This window comes from Kocuria salina, from assembly GCF_013368965.1.
Taxonomy (GTDB): domain Bacteria; phylum Actinomycetota; class Actinomycetes; order Actinomycetales; family Micrococcaceae; genus Kocuria; species Kocuria rosea.
In genome coordinates this window covers 133,113-151,355 of sequence record NZ_SSSF01000001.1, presented here as the reverse complement: position 1 = coordinate 151,355, position 18,243 = coordinate 133,113, and the positions used below count along the sequence as shown (strand labels likewise).

The window sequence follows — 18,243 nt, the reverse complement described above, 5'->3', positions numbered from 1 at the left end:
GCACGGACGTGCCCGGACCGGCCCTCACTGGGAGGCGGAAGCCGTGCCGGATGGAAGCATCACTGGTCCTCCCGGCCCTCGATGCGCAGGATCCCCCACATGCCCTGGCCGACCGCCCACCGGAAGGCGCCGCTGCGGTAGGCATGGTCGCCGGGATCCCATCTGGTCTCCGGCGTCATCACCAGGTCCTGGACGAAGCCGCCGCAGATCGCGGTGACCGAGCCGGACTCCGGGCTGGAGTTCTTCACCTTCCGCACCCACGGCGCGGTGTCCCACGCGAAGTTGTGCGCGGTGAAGGTGTGGTTGCGGGGCTTGTCGCCCGCGCACACCAGCCGCCACCAGATCGGCAGGTCGTCCCGGACCTCGATGATCGGGGCCGTGAGGTTGGGCAGCGCCATGGGCCGGCGGTGCGGTGTCAGAGGCGACCGGTAGCTGATCGCCTTCTGTCCCACGTCGACCGGAGGGTCGCTGGGCGAGATGTCCGGCATCGGCAGGTCGACGTCGCCGTTGATGAAGTGGCGCAGCCCGTCTTGCAGGAAGAGCGCGAGCTCCTGGCCGAGGATCTTCCCCTCGCACTTCGTGTGCACGTGCGGGCAGGGGCACTTCTCCTCGCACTTCTGCTGCTCGCGCGGGTCGCCCCGGTCCTCCCGGCGCTTCAGGTGGACGTGCGGACCGACCCACTGCTCCTTGCGTTCGTCGTGACGGTCGACAGGGACTACGTCCCGCGGCTCGACGACGACGGCCCCGATCAGGCCGTGGTGCCGGTGGTTGCGGATGTCGGCCATGTCGAAGAGATAGCAGACCTGTCCCGGTCGGGGGCTCTTCGACTCGTCGGGTTTCTGGTCCGACTGCGGCGCCAGCAGGTCGTCGACGTACCACCAGTACTCCCGCCAGTTCGGATCCCTGTGCCCGATCCCGTGGTCCGAGCGGTGGACCACGGCTCCGGCCGCGGCCTCGTCGCCGTGGACCACATGGGCGGTGCTGTCCACGTCGAGAGCTGCCACGGTGCTGTCGTGGTTGAGGCCCACGTAGGAGCCGTCGTCGCTGACCACGTCGTACAGGAGCAGACTGGGGTGCAGGGAGACCCGCGGACTGACCGTCCTGCGGTCGGGATAGCCGAGGTGGTCCTGGTGCTCGACCGGCAGGCGCGGCGGGCTGACCTCCGGCCCGAAATCGGGCAGCTGAGGATTCCTGACGGAGTAGTTCTGGCCCGGATGGTTCTCCTCCGGCAGCAGCACCTCGTTGATGAGGGTGACCTTGACCCACTCCCCGGGATGGGCCCGCAGGACCAGAGGCTGATCGGAGTGGTCCACCCCCGCGGCCCGCAGGTGGCCGGTCTCCCGCCCGTCCAGGCCCTTCTCGGGCACGGCGTGCTGAGCCGATCTGTAGATGAGTCCCCACGGGTCGGTCAGCGCATGGGCGGCATACTCGTGCTCGTGGCGCTGGGCGACGACCACGTACTCGCGCACCTCGTCCGCCGGCCACTTTCCGTTCGGTCCCCGGGCCGGGCGCTGGTTCCCGAACCGGGACGCCTGAGCGTTGAGGCCCCGTTCCAGAGCCCGATCGAGTTCCTCCCTCCTCGGCGGGACGGGGAGTTTCCACAACGGTGCCTTAGGTGACTTTGCTGCAGTTTTTCCCTTCGCGTACTTGGTGATGATCGGCAGGGGGAGGAGATGGTGGCGATAGTTGTCGATACTGGGCGCCATAGACCTGATGAGGCCCCAGCACCCCAGCCACAGGTCGTCCATGACGGTGAACTGCCACAGGTGGTCACCGACCCCGTAGGGGCTCGCGTCCTCCGGGTCGATGTCCACGGTGAAGGCCTCGGAGATGCCGATCGTCTGCTGGTTCACCAGGGGCGACCGACGGTTCTGCCAGTCCTTGCGCCAGCGCATGCCGTTCAGCATGAAGCTGTGCTGCTCCTCGTGCGACCCCTGCAGGAGTCTGAGCCGCAACCGTTCTCCGGGATAGGTGTAGATCACGGGCGTGTCCGGATCTCCGCTCGTCTTCGGCGGCACCGGCCAGTGGGGGGTACACCGATCATGGTCCTCGCCGTGCGCTCCGTCCTGTCCATCACCGGCCCCCGGATCCTGGCCATTCGCGGGCATCCACGGGTGGTCGAGCGGCCGGGCACGGACCCTGGCCTCGTCGAGCGCTCTGTGCTCGGCCTCGGCGTCGGCGAAGACTTGGCGTTCCAGGGCGTCGATGTCGATCGACGAGCGGTTGGAGCTGAACCACTCGGAAGGGTCCTTGCCCCGGTATTCCAGCGGAGCGCAACGGTAGTTGACGCCCATCACGCCGGGGTCGTCGTCGCCGCCCAGCTGGTTCGGCTCATTGAGCGGCTCATCGTGCCGTCCCGGGAGACCAGGCATCTCAGGGCGTGCTGTCTTCCGCCGGTTCAGGGGCACAAAATCGCCGAGAGCGAGGCCGGCCTCCCGGAACGGAGCGTCGATGCCCGCTTCTTTGGGCTTGGTAGCGTCCGCGCCGCGGTCGCGCGGGAGCACGACGGCCTGCGAACCGACCCAGGCCGGGGTCTTCTGGTCCGGGAGGTACCAGCGGGTGCCGTTGGGCTCGGCGATCAGCGCACCGAACAGCCCCCGCTTCTGCCGGAAGTTGGCCAGCAGATGGTCGTGGAAGAAGCACGTCCCGAACTCTTCGTCCACCACCCAGCGGTGCACGGAAAAGTTTCTCTTGAATGGCCCCTTGTCCTCCGGGATGACCTCCGGAGAGCTGGCTCCGGAGAGGTAGTTCCATCCACTCGCTGAGCCATCCGCCGCGAGCACGTCGAACTTCACGAGATGCACGTGCAGACCGCATTCCACCGGGTGAGCGGGCAGATCGAAGTGGTCCGGGGGGAAGGACTTCACCGTGTTGTAGAGCCGCAGCTCCACGACATCGCCGTGATTGGCGCGTGGGAAGAACGCGTCGACACTTACCCCGTACCCATTCACCGGAGCCTCATCCTTCAAGGGAGTGAGATTCGGATCCACAGCACCTTTCTGATCCAGGCGAAGGACCTCGACCTTGCGCAACGTGTAGTGGTGGCCCATGGGGTCGTACCATCCGGCGGAGTTGTAGGTCATCCGCCGGTCTCCCATTTCGATGTCATAGCGGAGGAGTCGCCGCTCGGGAACTCTTGCCTTGCGGTTCCAACGTGCGGCCATGTCATCCAGATCGACGAAAAGCGCACCAGGGCGCCTATTGGTCACGCACCCCGGGTCGAAGGCTCCTAGTTCCTGCTGGGAGTGTTCACCCATGCGCAGGAGCTCGCGGCGCCAGTCCTTGTGTTCGTCGTCCAGAACGGGTGGGGGTGGGGACTTGCGGGGGAATGTAGCGTCGATGAACCAGGGGAAACCGGGGTGCGCATTGTCCGACTGCAAAGGCTCGCGACCTGGCAACGGCACGAGGGGTGCGCAGGGGGTGCCGTCCGGATAGGCCAGGTTCCCGGTCACCTTGCGATCGAAGCTACGCCACAGCCCCCACATGCCGTGGTGGAAGTGCGGATAGAGGTGGCAGTGCCAGATGATGTCGCCCACGGCGTGCTGGCGGCTGCCGGATCCGTAGAGCGGGTCGATGGTCATGGCGGTCTGGGGTCCGATGGAGACGGAGTCCAGCAGCTGGGAACCACGGGGCTCACCGGGCCTCCACTCGGACGGCTCAGCCGTGTCCTGCGGGACGGCACGCCACTGGTGGACGTGCAGGTGGTAGACGTGGGTTTCCTTGACGCCGGCGTGGACCAGGCGCACCCGGCAGGGGTCGCCCCGATAGGCGCGCAAGGTGGGGGTCACGGACTCCCCGAACAGCCAGGCGCTGTGGTGCTGCTCCTCCCCGGAGACGCGCTCGAGTAACCCCTTCTTGCGTTCCTCGGCGTACGGCTCGAGGTGCGCGACGTCCGGGACGGCGGCACGGTGGTCCTTGGCGACCCAGAACTCCTCACCCAGTGTCCTGTCGAGCGTGATCTCGACAGCGGAGTGGTCGATGTCGTCGTCCTCAGCGCGCATCTCGACCCAGGACGTGCCCAGCCGGTGGCGCTTCCGGAGACGGTAGGGCAGCCGGTTGTGCATGGGTTCCGCCCTGTAGGACAACGGCATCGCCGAGTGGGGGAGTGGGTGCGGGATACCGCTGTGGGTCTCCGTCTCGTCGTGGAAGAACACCGTGAACTCGCGGAAACTGAACTCTTTCCCGTGGAAGTAGAAGTCCACGAACTCGTCCGGGTGCCGTGCCTTAGCCTGGGCGTCCGTCAGGCCCTGTTCGACCCTCGGCACGACGTCGACGTAGAGGCCGTCGGGATGGTCCGTGTCATCCAGCCGAGCACCGGTCTCGGGGTCCCGCCACTGGGCCCCCTCGGGCTCCACGACGAGGGCGGCGAAGAGTCCGTGGTTGTTCGTCCCGCGGTCGGTGCCCCGCACGTCCCCCAGGTCGTTGATCGGCCACACACCTTCGCGCGCGCAGTTCCACCGGTAGATCATCCTGTGCCTGTAAGGGACCGTCGTGGGGTCGTTGTCGCCCACGCAGGCGCCGTCACCGTACCTGACTCCGCTACCGCTGCTGCCATCGGCGCGAGTTCCGGCCAGACCGTCTCCCTGGACGTGTAGCCCGACCTCGCGGCCGCGGATGCTGTTCTCGAAGTGGACCTCCAACTCCTCACCGCGACGGGCCCGCAGCACCAGGGGACGGACGAGAGGGATTGGCCGCAGAGGATTGAACCACGCGTACTTCGGGGCGTCCTTGCCCATGTGCCAATTCTTGAAGGCATCGTGGTCGTTGCGGAGCAACCGCTCGATGTCCTCATCACTCAGCTGGGATCCCGGGCGATCCCGGTGATACTGCTCCAGCATGGCTGGCCACTGGTCATTGATCTCTTTCAGCCGCCTGTGAATCCCACATTCGGCCGACTTGAGCTGGGCGGACCAGTCATCACGCCATTCATTCAACTTGTCGACGTCGTCAACGAGCCTGGTGATCCGCCCCTCGGTCAACTCACGCAAGGCATGCACCAGTTCGTCCACTGTGGCGCGGTAGTTCTGTCGGATGGCCCGGTGATTGGGGGTTGGGCGTCGCTCCCTGGCGTCGTGCTCCTCCCGCGCGAAGACCTCCTCGTCGCTTCCCCAGTCATTGAGGAGATAGCTGACATCCTCATCTCCGTTGTCCAAGGAGGTTCCGTCCTCGGTGGACTGTGCCAGGAGCTCTCTCATGCGCAGGTAGCGGGGGATGCCGTCCACCACCGTCTCCATGAGCTGGGATCTGCGGTGGATCCTCGGTAGGTACTCGTCGTCCTTCTCCCGCTGCTCCTTCGCCCATTTCAGGAGGGGTTCGTACACCCGCAGGGTGTAGAGGAGACCGTTGGGGTCGTGGTCACCTTCCAGCGAGTAGACGATCGGGAAGGACATGGCGACGACGTCGTAGGTACGGAAACTGTTGTCGATGGGTAGCATGGCGAGCTCCGATGTCGGCCCGTACTCGGCGGGCGGTTCCTACAGCAGTGGGATGGCGGGAGCCGCAGCGGCCAGCGCTGTGACGGCACCGAGGACGATGAGAACGAGCCCGGACGGCCGCACGAGGCGGCGCCCCCAGGGCGCGAGGCGTTCGGCGGCCATGACCAGGGCCAGGGCCACCATGACGGGAAGGGCTGCCGTGCCGACCGCGAAGCAGATCAGCATGAGCGCCCAGCAGCAGCCGATGCAGGACAGGGCGTAGGCACCGCTCAGCGCCACTGTCTCCGTTCCCGAAGAGCGCCGGCCCTGCCAATGGGCCAGCACGAAACTGCGTGGACTGCGGCACCCTCGCAGGCAGAGATCCTTCAGCGGCGTGAACTGGTAGGTTCCGGCCAGCACGAGCACTCCCGCCGTCACCCACCGAGGGTCCGCTTCCGGCCAGCTGCGCTCGGCCAGCGCCCGGACGCCGAGGTCCCCGGCGACGACGGCCGCTCCGACGACCGTCCACGCGCCGACGAAGGTCATGGCTCCGAGAACGGTCAGCCGCCACGGGTCGGGCTGCCGGGACACGAGCTGCCGAAGCGTCTGCAGAAGGGGTAGGGCAGGAGGCAGCATCATGGCGACCACCATCAGCGCCCATCCCCCAACGGCGACCAGCCCACCGATCAGCGCGGCCGGAAGAACGGCGGCTGCGCCACCGTGGTGCGCGTGTGGGCTGTCTGCCACCAGGGCGGTTCCTCCGTCACCGGTGGAGAGATGCCCGGCTCCGTGGCCGGCTGGGTCGTGGACCAGGAACAGCAGGCCCCAGGCGGCGGCCGCCACCATGAGCACGCCCAGTGCCACGAGCTTTCGATCGACCCTGCGGTCACGGGCAACCGCGCGTGGAGACGCGGAGAAGGTGGCGGCCACGTCTACCGTCCTTGGGCGGTGCCAGTGTCGGCTGCTCCTGATGCGACCGGTTGGTCGGCGGAATGGTCATAGTGGAAGGCACCGCGCATGCCGGACCGGCCGGTGACCTCGAGATTTCCTCCGGGCAGCGCGCCGACGTTGACGACCAGACGCTCCCCGTCCTGCGCCTCGACCGATCCCGCGGCGCTCAGCTCGTAGGAGATGGCGGTGTGCTCAAGGGTGAGGGGTTCCTTGTTTCCTCGCTGGGCGTCGAAGACCTTGGGACTCCCATTGGCCTGGACGAACACGGTGCCGGAGCGATCGTCGGCGGGACGGACGGTGACCGTCCAGTGTTTCTCGTTGGGCGGGCTGATCGAGATGCTCGCACGGCGGTCGCCCACCACGGTGCCGTTCACCTGGGCGAGATCGCTCAACGGGCCGCCGAAGCGGCCGCTGAAGAGATCGGCCAGAGCACGGTGCTGCTCGTCCGCGTCCGCAGAGGCCCGCTGCTCAGCGGGGACGTCAATGTAGAGCATCGTGGTGGTCTTGTTGGTGTCGCGGCGGTTGCCGCCGTGGGTGGCGACGCTCACCACCGTGCAGCCACCCACCGGGATCCCGTTCACGACGGCGGTGTCGCCCTCGTCGATCTGCCAGGCGATGAAGCCGGTGCAGTGGCCTCCCACCGGGTCGTCGTCGACCCAGCAGGGGCAGATGACGGTGCAGTCGCAGGCTTCGAGGAACTGGCCTGCCAGTGTGTACTCCATGATGGTTCCTTGCTGGTCCGGTGCGGTGTGCGGGAGAAGGACCGACCGGCTCAGCCGACGACCCTGACGCTGCGGGTGCTCGAGCCGCCCGCAGCAGACGTGACGGTGATGACGGGTGGTGGGGCGTCGAGGCCGGTCAGGACGCCGACCGGTCCGGACAGCCCGCCGCGGCCGGTCACGGTGAGCGCTGGCGGGCTCTGCTCATCGCTCGACGTGGCCGCCACGGTGAGCGTCCGGGCGGGGGTGCTGTAGTCGGCCTGGGTGATCTCCACGGCGTCGACGACGTCGGCAGTCGTGGGCACGGGCGTGGGATCGGTCGTATTCGTGACGGTGATCTGTTCGGGGACGGAGCCGCCGGCGTCGACGCGGGCGAGGTAATGGATGTCCTCGCCACCCTGCATCGGTGTGTCCGGCAGAGCGGGGATCGCAAGCGTCAGCTGCTGGCCAGGGATCGACCGGGCGAACACCGCCACGACGACCTCGCCGGCCGCGCTGCGGGTGTAGACGGCGCGCCCGATCTCCGCGCCGTGGGTCCTCGCGACCCGGCCCTGCAGCACGAACAGATCGGTGTAGACCTTGTCCGGGTTCGTGGGATCGTTCGGATCCGGACCGCCACCGCCCGAGCCGACGCCGGGACCCTCGACCATGGCATAGTTCGTGCCGAGCGGGCTGCCGGTGACGGTGTGCTCGGATCCGCCGTCTCCGACGTACCGGGCGAAATCCAGGTCGGGGTCGGGTGTCCAGCGCAGGAAAGGGGCGATGGACGAGGTCAGGGCGCCTTCGAAGTCCAACGGCTTGAGGCCGATGTCCTCGGTCGCGGAGCCCTCACCGTCCTCGTCGGTGGTCACGGTCATGGTGCCGTACGGGTGCGTCAGGAGGTACATGGTGTCGGGCCGGCCTTCGTCGACGCGGAAGCGGACCCTGCCGAAGACGATCTGCTGACCGTCGAGCACGCCCTCGGTGGCGAAGGTTGCCTCGAGGGCCAGGATCACCCGGGCCTCGGCGTCGTCCTCCCCTCCGCCGAGGGGCAGGCGCGTCTCAGCGGACAGGTAGAAGGACTCTCCCGGGAACGCGCCGATGTCGCGCAGCGGTCCGCTCTCCTCCGGATCGATGACGACCGGTGCGAAGTCGTCCCCGGGCGCCCAGACCAGTTCGAGCCGGAGTCCTGTGGAATCCTCGTACCAGAAGGGAAAACCGGTCCTCGGATCGATAGGACCCACTTCTGCGAGACGTTCGGTGTGCTGCGGCATGGCAATCCTCCGGGCCCGGGCAAAAGAATTCGCAACAAGCTGATGCGGATTAATCTAGACGCGTCACCGCATGTGACAGCGTGTTTCATGGTCACGAAGGCGTGAACACCAGGCGGTAGAAAAAGAATTGAACAGAAATACCTTTACCCGTCGGTTTATTAATGGATGGGATAACGATTTGAATTCGGAAAATTCAGCGGAAACTCCGGTCCCGAGCAAGCGCGCCCGTGTGGACCAGCCCCACGTGGCCCCGCTCAACGCCCTGGTCCGGGGTTGGCGCAGCGGCGGCCGGTTCGTGCCGTGGGTCGATCCCGACGGCGGCGGAACCGGCGCTCGAGTGCTCGTGCTCATGGAGGCCCCAGGGCCGGCCACCGTGGCGGCCGGGGAGCGGGGCTTCAGCTCCGAGGACAACCCTGATCCCACCGCCCGGGTCTTCAAGGGGCTGCGGGAGGAGTCCGGGCTGGCCCGCGGCGACTACCTGCGTTGGAACGTGGTGCCCTGGGCGCTGCGGGACGCGGACGGGCGGCACCGGCCGCCCAGGGTGGAGGACCTCGTCGAGGCGGAGCCTGCTCTTCGGGAACTGGTCGGTTCGCTGCCGGAGCTGCGCGTCGTCGTGACCTTCGGGGCCCCGGCGCTCACGGGGATGATGCGGCTGCTCACCGTCGAGGACCCGCCGCGGCTGCTGCCCGTGCTGGGCGTACCGCACCCCTCGCTGCGCAACGGCCACCGCCGGGCGGAGACCCGGCAGCGGATCCTCGTCGCGCTGCGCGCGGCCGCTGCTGCACGGGCCTGAACAGGCGCGCTCAGGGGCGGGGGCTGAGCCGGTCCACCGCGGCCAGGAGGTGCTCCAGGATGGTGTGCCGCCGGGCGCTGCCGTCGGGCAGCAGGCCGATCGACGCGTTGTGGTAGAGCCCGTCGCCCATCTGCTGGACCGCGGTCGCCACCACCGGGTCGCCCACGTCCGCGAGGATCAGCTCGTACCACGCCACCTCGAGCCGCTTCAGGGCGGCCCGGGCGTTCTCGTCCCCGGCCTGGACCAGCCGGGAGGCCACGATCAGGGCCCGGTCCAGCCGGCTGTCCTCGAACAGGGACGTGACCAGGAAGTAGCGCGCGGCCCCGTCCGGCGCCGCCGCCATGGCCTCGAGGTCCAGCTGCATGAGCTCCTCGAGGCGCTGCAGCGTCGCGTCCACGAGGGCCTGGCGGTGCGGGAAGTGGTAGAGCAGACCCCCCTTGGACACTCCGGCGGCGGCGGCGACGGCGTCGAGGGTCGCGGCGCGCTCGCCGTCGTCGAGGACGATCTGCTCGAAGGCGGACAGGAGCTTGTCCCGGGCCACGGGTGGGCGGGGCATGTGAGGAAGACCTCCCTGGGTCGGACGTGGTGCCCATTGTGCCAGCTCGCCCATAACTGTACCGTCTAGACGGTACAGTTACTGAGGCTGTCCGCTCCCGATCCGTTCCCCGGAGGTGAACCATGACCACTCTGCTGACGCCCCGCCCCACGGCCGGTGCGCGCGAATGGGCCGCGCTCGCGGTCCTGATGATGCCCGTCCTGCTCGTGTCGGTCGACAACACGGCCCTGAGCTTCGCGCTGCCCACCATCTCCCAGGCGCTGCACCCCACCGGCGCGCAGCTGCTGTGGATCGTGGACGTCTACCCCCTCGTGCTCGCCGGCCTGCTCATCCCCATGGGCTCCCTGGGGGACCGGATCGGCCGCCGGCGGCTGCTGCTGGTCGGCGGCACGGGCTTCGCCGCCGTCTCCGCGGCGTCGGCCTTCGCGCCCACCGCCGAGCTGCTCGTGGCGGGGCGGGCCGCCATGGGGCTCTTCGGCGCGATGCTGATGCCTGCGACCCTGTCCCTGCTGCGCAACATCTTCCTGGACCCGGGGCAGCGCCGGATCGCGATCGCGGTGTGGGCCGGCGGCTTCAGCGGCGGCGCCGCCCTGGGTCCCATCGTCGGGGGCTTCCTGCTCAACCACTTCTGGTGGGGCTCGGTGTTCCTGATGTCCGTGCCGGTGCTGCTGCCCCTGCTCGTGCTGGGCCCCCTGCTCGTGCCGGAGTCGCGGGACCCCCGGCCTGGGCCCGTGGACGTCCCGTCCGTGCTGCTCGCCATGCTCGCCATGACCCCCGTGGTCTACGGCATCAAGGCGGCGACGGCCTCCGGGGAGCTCTTCCAGGGTCTGCTCAGCGCGGCCTTCGGCGTGCTGGCCGGTGTGCTGTTCGTCCGGCGCCAGGCGGTCCTGGCGCACCCGATGCTCGACCTCGCCCTGTTCCGGCACCCCGGCTTCCGCGGCGGCGTCACCGTCAACGTGCTCGGCAACGTGGGGCTCTACGGGTTCCTGTTCATGCTGACCCAGTACCTGCAGCTCGTGGTCGGTCTGGACCCGATGACCGCGGGCCTGACCATGGTCCCGGGCCTCGTCCTCACGGTCCTCGCCGGCTTCGTGGCCGTGCGCGCCGTGCGGTGGCTGAGCCCCCGGACCGTGATCACGGCGGGGATCCTCCTGTCCTCGACCGGCTTCCTCGTGGTCACCCTCGCGGACCTCTCCGCGACCGCCGGCGCTGTGGTGGTCCTCGTGGCCTTCTGCCTGGTGGGCACCGGCATCGGGCTCGCCGAGACGCTGTCCAACGACCTCGTCCTCACGGCGGCCCCGCCGCACAAGGCCGGCGCGGCCTCGGCGATCTCGGAGACCGGCTACGAGGTCGGTGCGGTGCTGGGCACGGCCGTGCTCGGCGGACTGATGACCGCCTTCTACCAGCGCCACCTCGACCTGCCCACGGCCCTGGACGCCGGCTCCTCGGCCGCGGCGCACGAGACCCTCGGCGGAGCCGTCGAGGTCGCGGAGGGCGCCGGGGCGCTCGGTCCGGCGGTGCAGGAGGCGGCGGTCGCTGCGTTCACGGCGGGCATGCACTGGACGGCGCTGGTCATGACGGCCGTGGTGGTCCTGGCGGCGTTCACGGTCGCCCGCATGCTGCGGCCGGCCGTGCGCTGACCCGCCCGCACCCGGGCCGTCACTTCATCGGGACCCGGCGCCACGGCCCCTGGGGGACGTAGGCTCGGCGGCAGGGGCCGGCCCGGCCCCGGCGAGGAAGGAGTGGTCGCGATGACGCCGCAGGAACTGTTCGAGGACGCCGCCCGCCGCCCGTCCGAGGTGGCGGAGCACGTGCTCGAGGGCATCTCGGCGGAGGTGCTGCACACCATGCCGGGCGGGACCGCGAACTCCGTGGTCTGGCTGGTGTGGCACGCGTCCCGCCAGCAGGACGCACAGGTGGCCCAGCTCGCCGGTACGGAGGAGGTGTGGACCGCCGAGGGGTGGAGCGGGCGGTTCGGCCTCGACGTCCCCGACTCCTCCATGGGTTTCGGAGACGGGCCGGAGGACGTCGCACGGATCCGCGTGGCGTCCCCCGACCTGCTGCGCGGCTACCTCGACGCGGTGGTCGAGCGCACCGTGACGTACGTGCACGGACTCACGGAGGCTCAGCTGGACGACGTGGTGGACCGGTCGTGGACCCCGCCCGTCACCCGGGGCGCCCGCCTGGTGAGCACGGTCGACGACGCCGCGCAGCACCTCGGCCAGGCCGCCTACGTCCGCGGTCTGCTCGAGGACGGGTGGTCGGGGCCCTACTGACCGTCCGACCCGAGGCGTTTGCGTTTGCATCAAGTCGTCGCATGACAAGGCGCTGATGTGGGGACGGGAGTTTCCTCGGTGGTCAGACTCCGTTCGCTTAAGCTGATCACGCTGGGTCCCAGCACCTCGAACTCCTGCACGATCTTCACGTCGCTCGTCGCGACATCCTGGGGGAAACACCGTCATGCCCCGCGACTCCTCTCGCCGTTCCGCCCGCCCCGGTCTGCGCCAGCGCGCGTCCTCGCCGGTGACCGCGCTCACCGCGTTCTCGGCGCTGGTGGCCGTCAGCGTGGCGGTCAGCTCCGGCATCAGCCCGGACACCGGGCAGGGCCGGGGCTCGGCCTTCGGCGCCCCGGCGGCCTCCGCGGAGCGGACGGAGCAGCGGGACAGCGGATGGAGCCTGCTCGCGGCCGGGCAGGAGCGGCCCGCTCCGCCGGCCGGGCCGCTGCGGGACGACCGCACGACCTCGCCCGTGCGGGACGGCGGCGCGGGCCAGGGCTCCTGGCGGGCCGGGACGGGCCGCGGTGACGGGGGGCGCGAGTCGGCCTCGACCGTGCGCCCGGGCCGGCAGGCGCCGAAGCTGTACCAGGGCGAGCTGCCAGTCAACACGATCATCGCGCCGGCCCGTCCCGGCGCCGTCCTGCCCGGCGGCCAGTTCGGCTGGCGGATCGCCCCGGACCGCGGCGGGCGCGAGTTCCACAACGGCACCGACGTCTCCGCCGCGGCGGGCCTGCCCGTCGTCGCCGCCCTCGACGGCGTGGTGACGGCCGTGTTCTGGGACGTCTGGGGCGGCAACCGGGTGGAGGTCACCCACGCGGACGGGATCAGGACCACCTACAACCACCTCGAGGACGTCCGGGTCCGGACCGGGGACCGGCTCGCCGCCTCCGAGCAGCTCGGCACGGTGGGGGCCACCGGCGTTCGGGTCACGGGCCCGCACCTGCACTTCGAGACCTGGGTGGACGGGCAGGCCGTCGACCCGCAGTCCTTCGACTGGGTCGACGGCATGCGCGTCATCCCCGCCTCCCGCAGCAAGTACTCCCTCGAGGTCCCCGTCCCGGACACGGTCGAGGACCCGGCCGCGCAGAAGGCGGAGGCCGCCAAGAAGGCCGAGGCGGCGAAGAAGGCCGAGGCCGCGAAGAAGGCCGAGGCGATGAAGAAGGCGGCGGCCGCCAAGAAGACCGAGGCGGCGAAGAAGGCAGGGGCCGCGAAGAAGACCGAGGCTGCGAAGAAAGCCGATGCGGTGAAGAAGGCGGAGGTCGCCAAGAAGGCCGAGGCCGCGAAGCGAGCAGAGGCCGAGAAGGCCGGAAACGCCAAGCCGCCCGTGCAGCAGGCGGAGGCCGCCCCGGCTCCGGTTGCCCCACCCGTGCCGGCCACCCCTGCCATCCCGGCCGTGCCGGCTGCCCCATCCGTGCCGGCTGCTCCTCCGGCCGATCCTGACGTGCCCGAGCCCGTTCCGGCCCCGCCGGTACTCGAGGAGCCAGAGCTGCCTCCGGTGGCACCCGAGCCCGTGGTGAAGCCCGCGCCTCAGCCCGACGTGGAGCCCGAGCTCGAACCGGGAGTCGCCCCGCGGATTCCGGACGCGCAGCGGGACACCGACAAGGACGGGATCCCGGACGTCGACGACGACAACCTGGACGGCGACCTCCTCGACGGCGCCCCCCTGCTGAACCACGAGGACCCCGATCTCGACGGGGACGACATCGACAACGCTGACGACCCGGACATGGACGGCGACGGCCTGCGCAACGAGGACGACCTGGACCGCGACGGCGACGGGATCCCGAACGACCAGGACGCGGAGCCGGACAGCCCGGCGCCGAAGGCCGCGGCCGGGCCGGCCACCGGCAGGACCGGGACCACCGACCCGGCCGATCCGGCCGGCCCCGCGGAGGGCGCCGGTGCCGCCGGGGCGGCTCCGGCCGCCGAGCTCCGGCCGGCCGCCGGGGCGGCTCCGGCCGCCGAGCTCCGGCCGGCCGCCGGAGCGGACGGGACCGTCCGTCCCTGACGTCCCGCGCGGAGTTATGCAGGCGTGACGAGGTCATCTGCCGAGTCGGGAACGCGGACGACTAGAATTTGCCCCGGGCCGACGAATTATTTTCGCGCGGGAGCGGGAGCCATGAGCACCACCGACCACGGTGCGCCGGACCACGGGACGACCAGGGCGCTCCAGGAACTCCGGGGCCGTCTCGCCGGGGCGCTGGTGGAGCCGGGGGACGCCGACTACGACAGGGCCCGCCGCGTCTGGAACGGCCTGATCGACGCCCGTCCCCGGGCTCTCGTGCGGGCCGGGGACCTCGCCGACATCGACCTGGCGCTGGCCGCGGCCCAGCGCACGCGCCTGCCGCTGGCGGTGCGGGGCGCCGGGCACGGCGTGGCGGGCCACGGCACGGTCGAGGGCCGCCTGGTGCTGGACCTCGGGCGGCTGCGGGGCGTCGTCGTCGATCCCGCGAACCAGCTCGTGAGCGTGGAGCCCGGCACCACCTTCGCCGCTCTCGACCGCGCCACGGCCCGGCACGGCCTCGCCGTTCCCGGCGGCCTCACCGGCGCGGTGGGCGTGGCGGGGCTGACCCTGTGCGGGGGCATGGGGTGGCTGACCCGCAGCAACGGGCTGAGCCTCGACAACCTGGACTCCGCCGACGTCGTGACCGCAGCCGGCGACCACCTGCACGTCAGCGAGGAGGAGAACGCCGGGCTGTTCTGGGGGCTCCGCGGCGGCGGGGGCAACCTCGGGGTGGTCTCCTCCTTCACCTTCCGGGCCCGCCGGCTGCCGTCCACCGTGCTCGCGGGGAACCTCCACTACCGAAGGCCGCGCTGGGCGGGCGCCCTGTCCACCTTCGCCGCGTGGTCGCGCGGTCTGCCGGACGAGATGAACCCGGTCCTCACCTTCGCGATCCCGCCCCCGGCGGCCGGGATGGGCGAGGAACCGGTGCTGACCGTGGGGTTCAGCTGGGTCTCGGAGGACCACGCAGCAGGCCTGGACGTCGTCGACGGACTGCGGGAGGACGCTCCGCCCGACGCCGAGGAGATGGGCCCGACGCCCTGGCTCGCGTGGCAGGGGGCGCGGGACGGGCTCTTCCCCCGGGGCTCGCACGGCCACTGGCGCAACCTTCCCTTCTCCCGGCTGGACGACGAGGTCGTCGACGTCCTCGTCGGGCTGGCCTCCGGGATCACCTGCCGAGGCACCGGCATCGACGTCCACCACCTCGAGGGCTCCTTCGGCAGGGTGCCCGAGGAGGCCACCGCCTTCCCCAACCGGTCCGCACGGTACTGGCTGACGGTGCACGGCGTCCGGCACGACCCGGCCGAGGACGAGCACCTCGCAGCCTTCGTGCGGACCGTGCGGGACACGATGCAGCCGTTCGCCGAGCACGGCGAGTACGTCGGCCTCATGGGGCCCGACGCCGAGCTCGGGGGCGACCCGGTGGAGGCGGCCCGCCTGGCCTACGGGCGGGAGAAGCACCAGCGGCTGGCCGCCCTCAAGGACCGCTACGATCCCGGGAACCTCTTCCGGCACAACCTGAACGTGCCGCCCGGCCGGCCCTGAGCGCACGTCCGGCAGGGCCTCCTGGTGCGGGCTCGCGCCCCGAGGAACCTGCGGCCCCGCCCCGTCATGTCCGGGCGATGTCGATGGCAGCCCTTCCCCGGCCACGGACCCCGCACTAGGGTCGTCAGTCCAGAGACCCCGCGTTCCCGGGAGGCGCCCCGCATGCCGATCTACGAGTACCGGTGCCGGGAGTGCGGCGACTTCGAGGTCCTCCTGGCCATGGGCGCGGCCACGCGCGAGAGCGACTGCCCCGGCTGCGGCTCCGCGGCGCGGCGGCTGATGAGCGCGCCCGGGCTCTCCCAGGCCGGCACCCCCGCGGCCCGGCTGATCGAGCGCACCGAGCGCACCGCCGCGGAGCCCGACGTCGTCGCCGCGCCCCCGCCCGGCTCCCGGCGAGCGCCCCGCACCACCGGCAACCCCCTGCACCGCAGACTTCCCCGGCCCTGAGAGGCACACCACCGCAGCACAGCCGCCAAGGAGGCACGTCATGCCGGAGCTCATCTTTCCCCTGGACTCGTCACGGCCGTTCGAGGACCAGCAGCTGGTCGGGCACAACCGGTGGCACCCGGAGATCCCCCCGGTGGCCACCGTGCGACCGGGGGACACGTTCCGGGTGCACTGCCGGGAGTGGTTCGACGGCGCGATCGTCAACGACGACTCCGCCGAGGACGTCCTCAACGCGCCGCTGACGACCGTGCACAAGCTCTCCGGCCCGTTCGCGGTGCAGGGCGCCCAGCCGGGCGACCTGCTCGTCGTCGACATCCTCGACGTCGGCCCCATCCCGCAGGAGGACTCCGGCCCCCTGGCCGGGCAGGGCTGGGGGTACACCGGCGTCTTCGCACGGTCCAACGGTGGAGGCTTCCTCACCGACCGGTTCCCGGACGCCTACAAGGCGATCTGGGACTTCCGCGGCCAGACCGCGACCTCCCGGCACGTCCCGGAGGTCTCGTTCACCGGCATCGTCCACCCCGGCCTGATGGGCACCGCGCCCTCCGCGGAGCTCCTGGCCCGGTGGAACGCGCGCGAAGGGGCGCTCATCGCCACCGACCCGGACCGGGTCCCGCCCCTGGCGCTGCCGCCCGAGCCGGAGAACGCCCTGCTCGGCGGGGTTCCCGGCTCCGACGTCGAGCGGGTCGCCGCGGAGGCCGCGCGCACCGCCCCGCCCCGCGAGAACGGCGGCAACCAGGACATCAAGAACCTCACCAAGGGCACCCGCGTCTTCTACCCCGTCTTCGTGGACGGCGCGAACTTCTCCGTGGGCGACCTGCACTTCTCCCAGGGCGACGGCGAGATCACGTTCTGCGGCGCCATCGAGATGGGCGGGTTCATCGACTTCCACGTGGACCTCATCAAGGGCGGCATGGAGGCCTACGGGGTCACGGAGAACGCAATCTTCCTGCCGGGCAGGACGGACCCGCAGTACAGCGAGTGGATCGCCTTCTCCGGCACCTCGGTGACCCTCGACGGGGAGCAGCGCTACCTCGACTCGCAGCTGTCCTACCAGCGGGCGTGCCTGCACGCCGTCGACTACCTCACGAAGTTCGGGTACTCCCCGGAGCAGGCGTACCTGCTGCTGGGCGCCGCGCCGATCGAGGGCCGGTTCTCGGGGGTGGTGGACATCCCCAACTCCTGCGCCACGGTCTATCTGCCCACCGCGATCTTCGACTTCGACGTCCGGCCGTCCGCGTCCGGACCGCACCGGGTGGATCCGGGCGCGGGGGCGCCGCACGCGGCCGCGTGAGCTCAGCCGGTCCCGAGCGCGAGGTACAGGTCGACCACGGCGGTGGCCACGTCCTGGCCGCAGGCCGCGGAGGGGTAGCCGGAGCCCAGCACCGCGATGTGGTGGGCGGTCCCGCCCGACACCGTGCGCCCCACGCTGTGGGTGTCCCACGCGCCGCCGGCGTCCGGCAGCCACCCGTTCTTGACGAGGGAGTCCGCCGCCCCGGACCCGTCCGCGCGGGCCGCGCCCACGCCCCAGGTCTGGGACGGATGGGTGGGCCGCATCTGCTCCCGCAGCCAGGCCAGGTCCTCCTCGGGCAGCCAGTCCGCCCCGTGGACGACCGTGCCCAGCACGGCCAGCTGGTCGGAGGCGGTGGTCAGGTTGTGGCCCCAGCCGCCCGAGGACCGGGTCGAGCTGACGCCCATGAGGTCGTAGGTCTCGTTGAGCTCGCCCTCCATGGCGGAGAGCGTGGGCCCGAGCGCGCCGTAGAGAGCGGTGGTGGACTCGTTGCCGCTCTCGTGGACGCTGTCGCGGATCAGGGCCCGCTGCTGCTCCGTGAGCCGGCCGTCCCGCTCGGCGGCCAGGCGCATGGTGGTGAGGGCCAGCGGGACCTTGGAGAGGCTGGCCTCCATGCCGGACACCTCGGGGCGGTGGGCGAAGACCGTGCGGCCGTCCGCGTCCTGCACCAGCAGCCCGATCTCGGCGCCCACCGCCGCGCTCAGCCCGTCCAGCGCGGTGGTCAGGGCGCGCCGGTCGTCCTGCGCCGCGGGTCCCACCGCGGCGGGCAGCGGACCCGCGGCCGGACCGCAGGAGGCGGGGACGGTGACCGCCGCGGTCGTGGCGGCCGCGCCGCCCGGGGCGTCCGGGAGCGCCGCCGCGGGGGCCGGGACGGTGAGTCCCAGGAGGAGCGCGGCGGCCCCCAGGGTGCGGACGGTCCTGCGGTGCTGCGGGTGCGATCGGCTCATGGTGCCCATGCTCTCGCACGGCGGCCGTCCTGCCGAGCCGGGCGGGTCC

13 protein-coding genes are annotated in these 18,243 nt (G+C 70.9%); 7 read left to right on the top strand and 6 right to left on the bottom strand.

The window, feature by feature from the left end:
• Positions 1 to 59: 59 nt before the first annotated feature.
• Genes E7Z53_RS00705 through E7Z53_RS00690 form a run of 4 tightly spaced genes read right to left on the bottom strand, consistent with a single transcriptional unit; the run spans position 60 to position 8,337 of the window.
• Positions 60 to 5,435 (bottom strand): multicopper oxidase domain-containing protein, encoded by a 5,376-nt coding sequence (locus E7Z53_RS00705; protein ID WP_176336930.1) that lies wholly within the window; start codon positions 5,433 to 5,435, stop codon positions 60 to 62.
• Positions 5,436 to 5,474: 39 nt separating this feature from the next.
• The gene (locus E7Z53_RS00700) at positions 5,475 to 6,344 is read right to left on the bottom strand and encodes a DUF2182 domain-containing protein (protein ID WP_176336929.1); all 870 of its coding nucleotides are present in this window, start codon (positions 6,342 to 6,344) and stop codon (positions 5,475 to 5,477) included.
• A gap of 2 nt (positions 6,345 to 6,346) precedes the next feature.
• Positions 6,347 to 7,087 (bottom strand): DUF1326 domain-containing protein, encoded by a 741-nt coding sequence (locus E7Z53_RS00695; RefSeq protein ID WP_109221361.1) that lies wholly within the window; start codon positions 7,085 to 7,087, stop codon positions 6,347 to 6,349.
• 50 nt (positions 7,088 to 7,137) lie between these two features.
• Positions 7,138 to 8,337 carry a hypothetical protein gene (locus E7Z53_RS00690; protein ID WP_176336928.1) on the bottom strand — a complete coding sequence of 400 codons (1,200 nt, stop codon included), beginning with the start codon at positions 8,335 to 8,337 and terminating at the stop codon, positions 7,138 to 7,140.
• Between the two features lie 229 nt (positions 8,338 to 8,566).
• Here E7Z53_RS00690 and E7Z53_RS00685 point away from each other — a divergent pair, with 229 nt between their 5' ends.
• Complete coding sequence (locus E7Z53_RS00685; RefSeq protein WP_109221359.1) at positions 8,567 to 9,130, top strand: uracil-DNA glycosylase; 564 nt, start codon at positions 8,567 to 8,569, stop codon at positions 9,128 to 9,130.
• A gap of 10 nt (positions 9,131 to 9,140) precedes the next feature.
• On the opposite strand, the gene E7Z53_RS00680 is transcribed toward E7Z53_RS00685, so the two are convergent.
• The gene (locus E7Z53_RS00680; protein WP_176336927.1) at positions 9,141 to 9,686 is read right to left on the bottom strand and encodes a TetR family transcriptional regulator; all 546 of its coding nucleotides are present in this window, start codon (positions 9,684 to 9,686) and stop codon (positions 9,141 to 9,143) included.
• A gap of 122 nt (positions 9,687 to 9,808) precedes the next feature.
• On the opposite strand from E7Z53_RS00680, the gene E7Z53_RS00675 reads away from it, so the two are divergent.
• The 6 genes from E7Z53_RS00675 to fmdA all read left to right on the top strand — a co-directional run bounded on the left by E7Z53_RS00675 (position 9,809) and on the right by fmdA (position 17,250).
• Positions 9,809 to 11,326, top strand: a complete 1,518-nt coding sequence (locus E7Z53_RS00675; RefSeq protein ID WP_176336926.1) for an MFS transporter — start codon at positions 9,809 to 9,811, stop codon at positions 11,324 to 11,326.
• Positions 11,327 to 11,437: 111 nt separating this feature from the next.
• Positions 11,438 to 11,962, top strand: coding sequence for a mycothiol transferase (locus E7Z53_RS00670; protein WP_017834744.1), 525 nt, complete (start codon positions 11,438 to 11,440; stop codon positions 11,960 to 11,962).
• Positions 11,963 to 12,146: 184 nt separating this feature from the next.
• The gene (locus E7Z53_RS00665; RefSeq protein ID WP_176336925.1) at positions 12,147 to 13,970 is read left to right on the top strand and encodes a M23 family metallopeptidase; all 1,824 of its coding nucleotides are present in this window, start codon (positions 12,147 to 12,149) and stop codon (positions 13,968 to 13,970) included.
• Positions 13,971 to 14,081: 111 nt separating this feature from the next.
• On the top strand, positions 14,082 to 15,509 hold the full coding sequence (locus tag E7Z53_RS00660) for an FAD-binding oxidoreductase (RefSeq protein ID WP_176336924.1): 1,428 nt from the start codon (positions 14,082 to 14,084) through the stop codon (positions 15,507 to 15,509).
• 162 nt (positions 15,510 to 15,671) lie between these two features.
• Positions 15,672 to 15,956, top strand: a complete 285-nt coding sequence (locus E7Z53_RS00655) for an FmdB family zinc ribbon protein (RefSeq protein ID WP_176336923.1) — start codon at positions 15,672 to 15,674, stop codon at positions 15,954 to 15,956.
• 40 nt (positions 15,957 to 15,996) lie between these two features.
• Positions 15,997 to 17,250, top strand: a complete 1,254-nt coding sequence (gene fmdA, locus E7Z53_RS00650; RefSeq protein ID WP_176336922.1) for a formamidase — start codon at positions 15,997 to 15,999, stop codon at positions 17,248 to 17,250.
• A 2-nt stretch (positions 17,251 to 17,252) separates the two neighbouring features.
• On the opposite strand, the gene E7Z53_RS00645 is transcribed toward fmdA, so the two are convergent.
• On the bottom strand, positions 17,253 to 18,194 hold the full coding sequence (locus E7Z53_RS00645; RefSeq protein ID WP_176336921.1) for a hypothetical protein: 942 nt from the start codon (positions 18,192 to 18,194) through the stop codon (positions 17,253 to 17,255).
• Between the last annotated feature and the right edge of the window lie 49 nt (positions 18,195 to 18,243).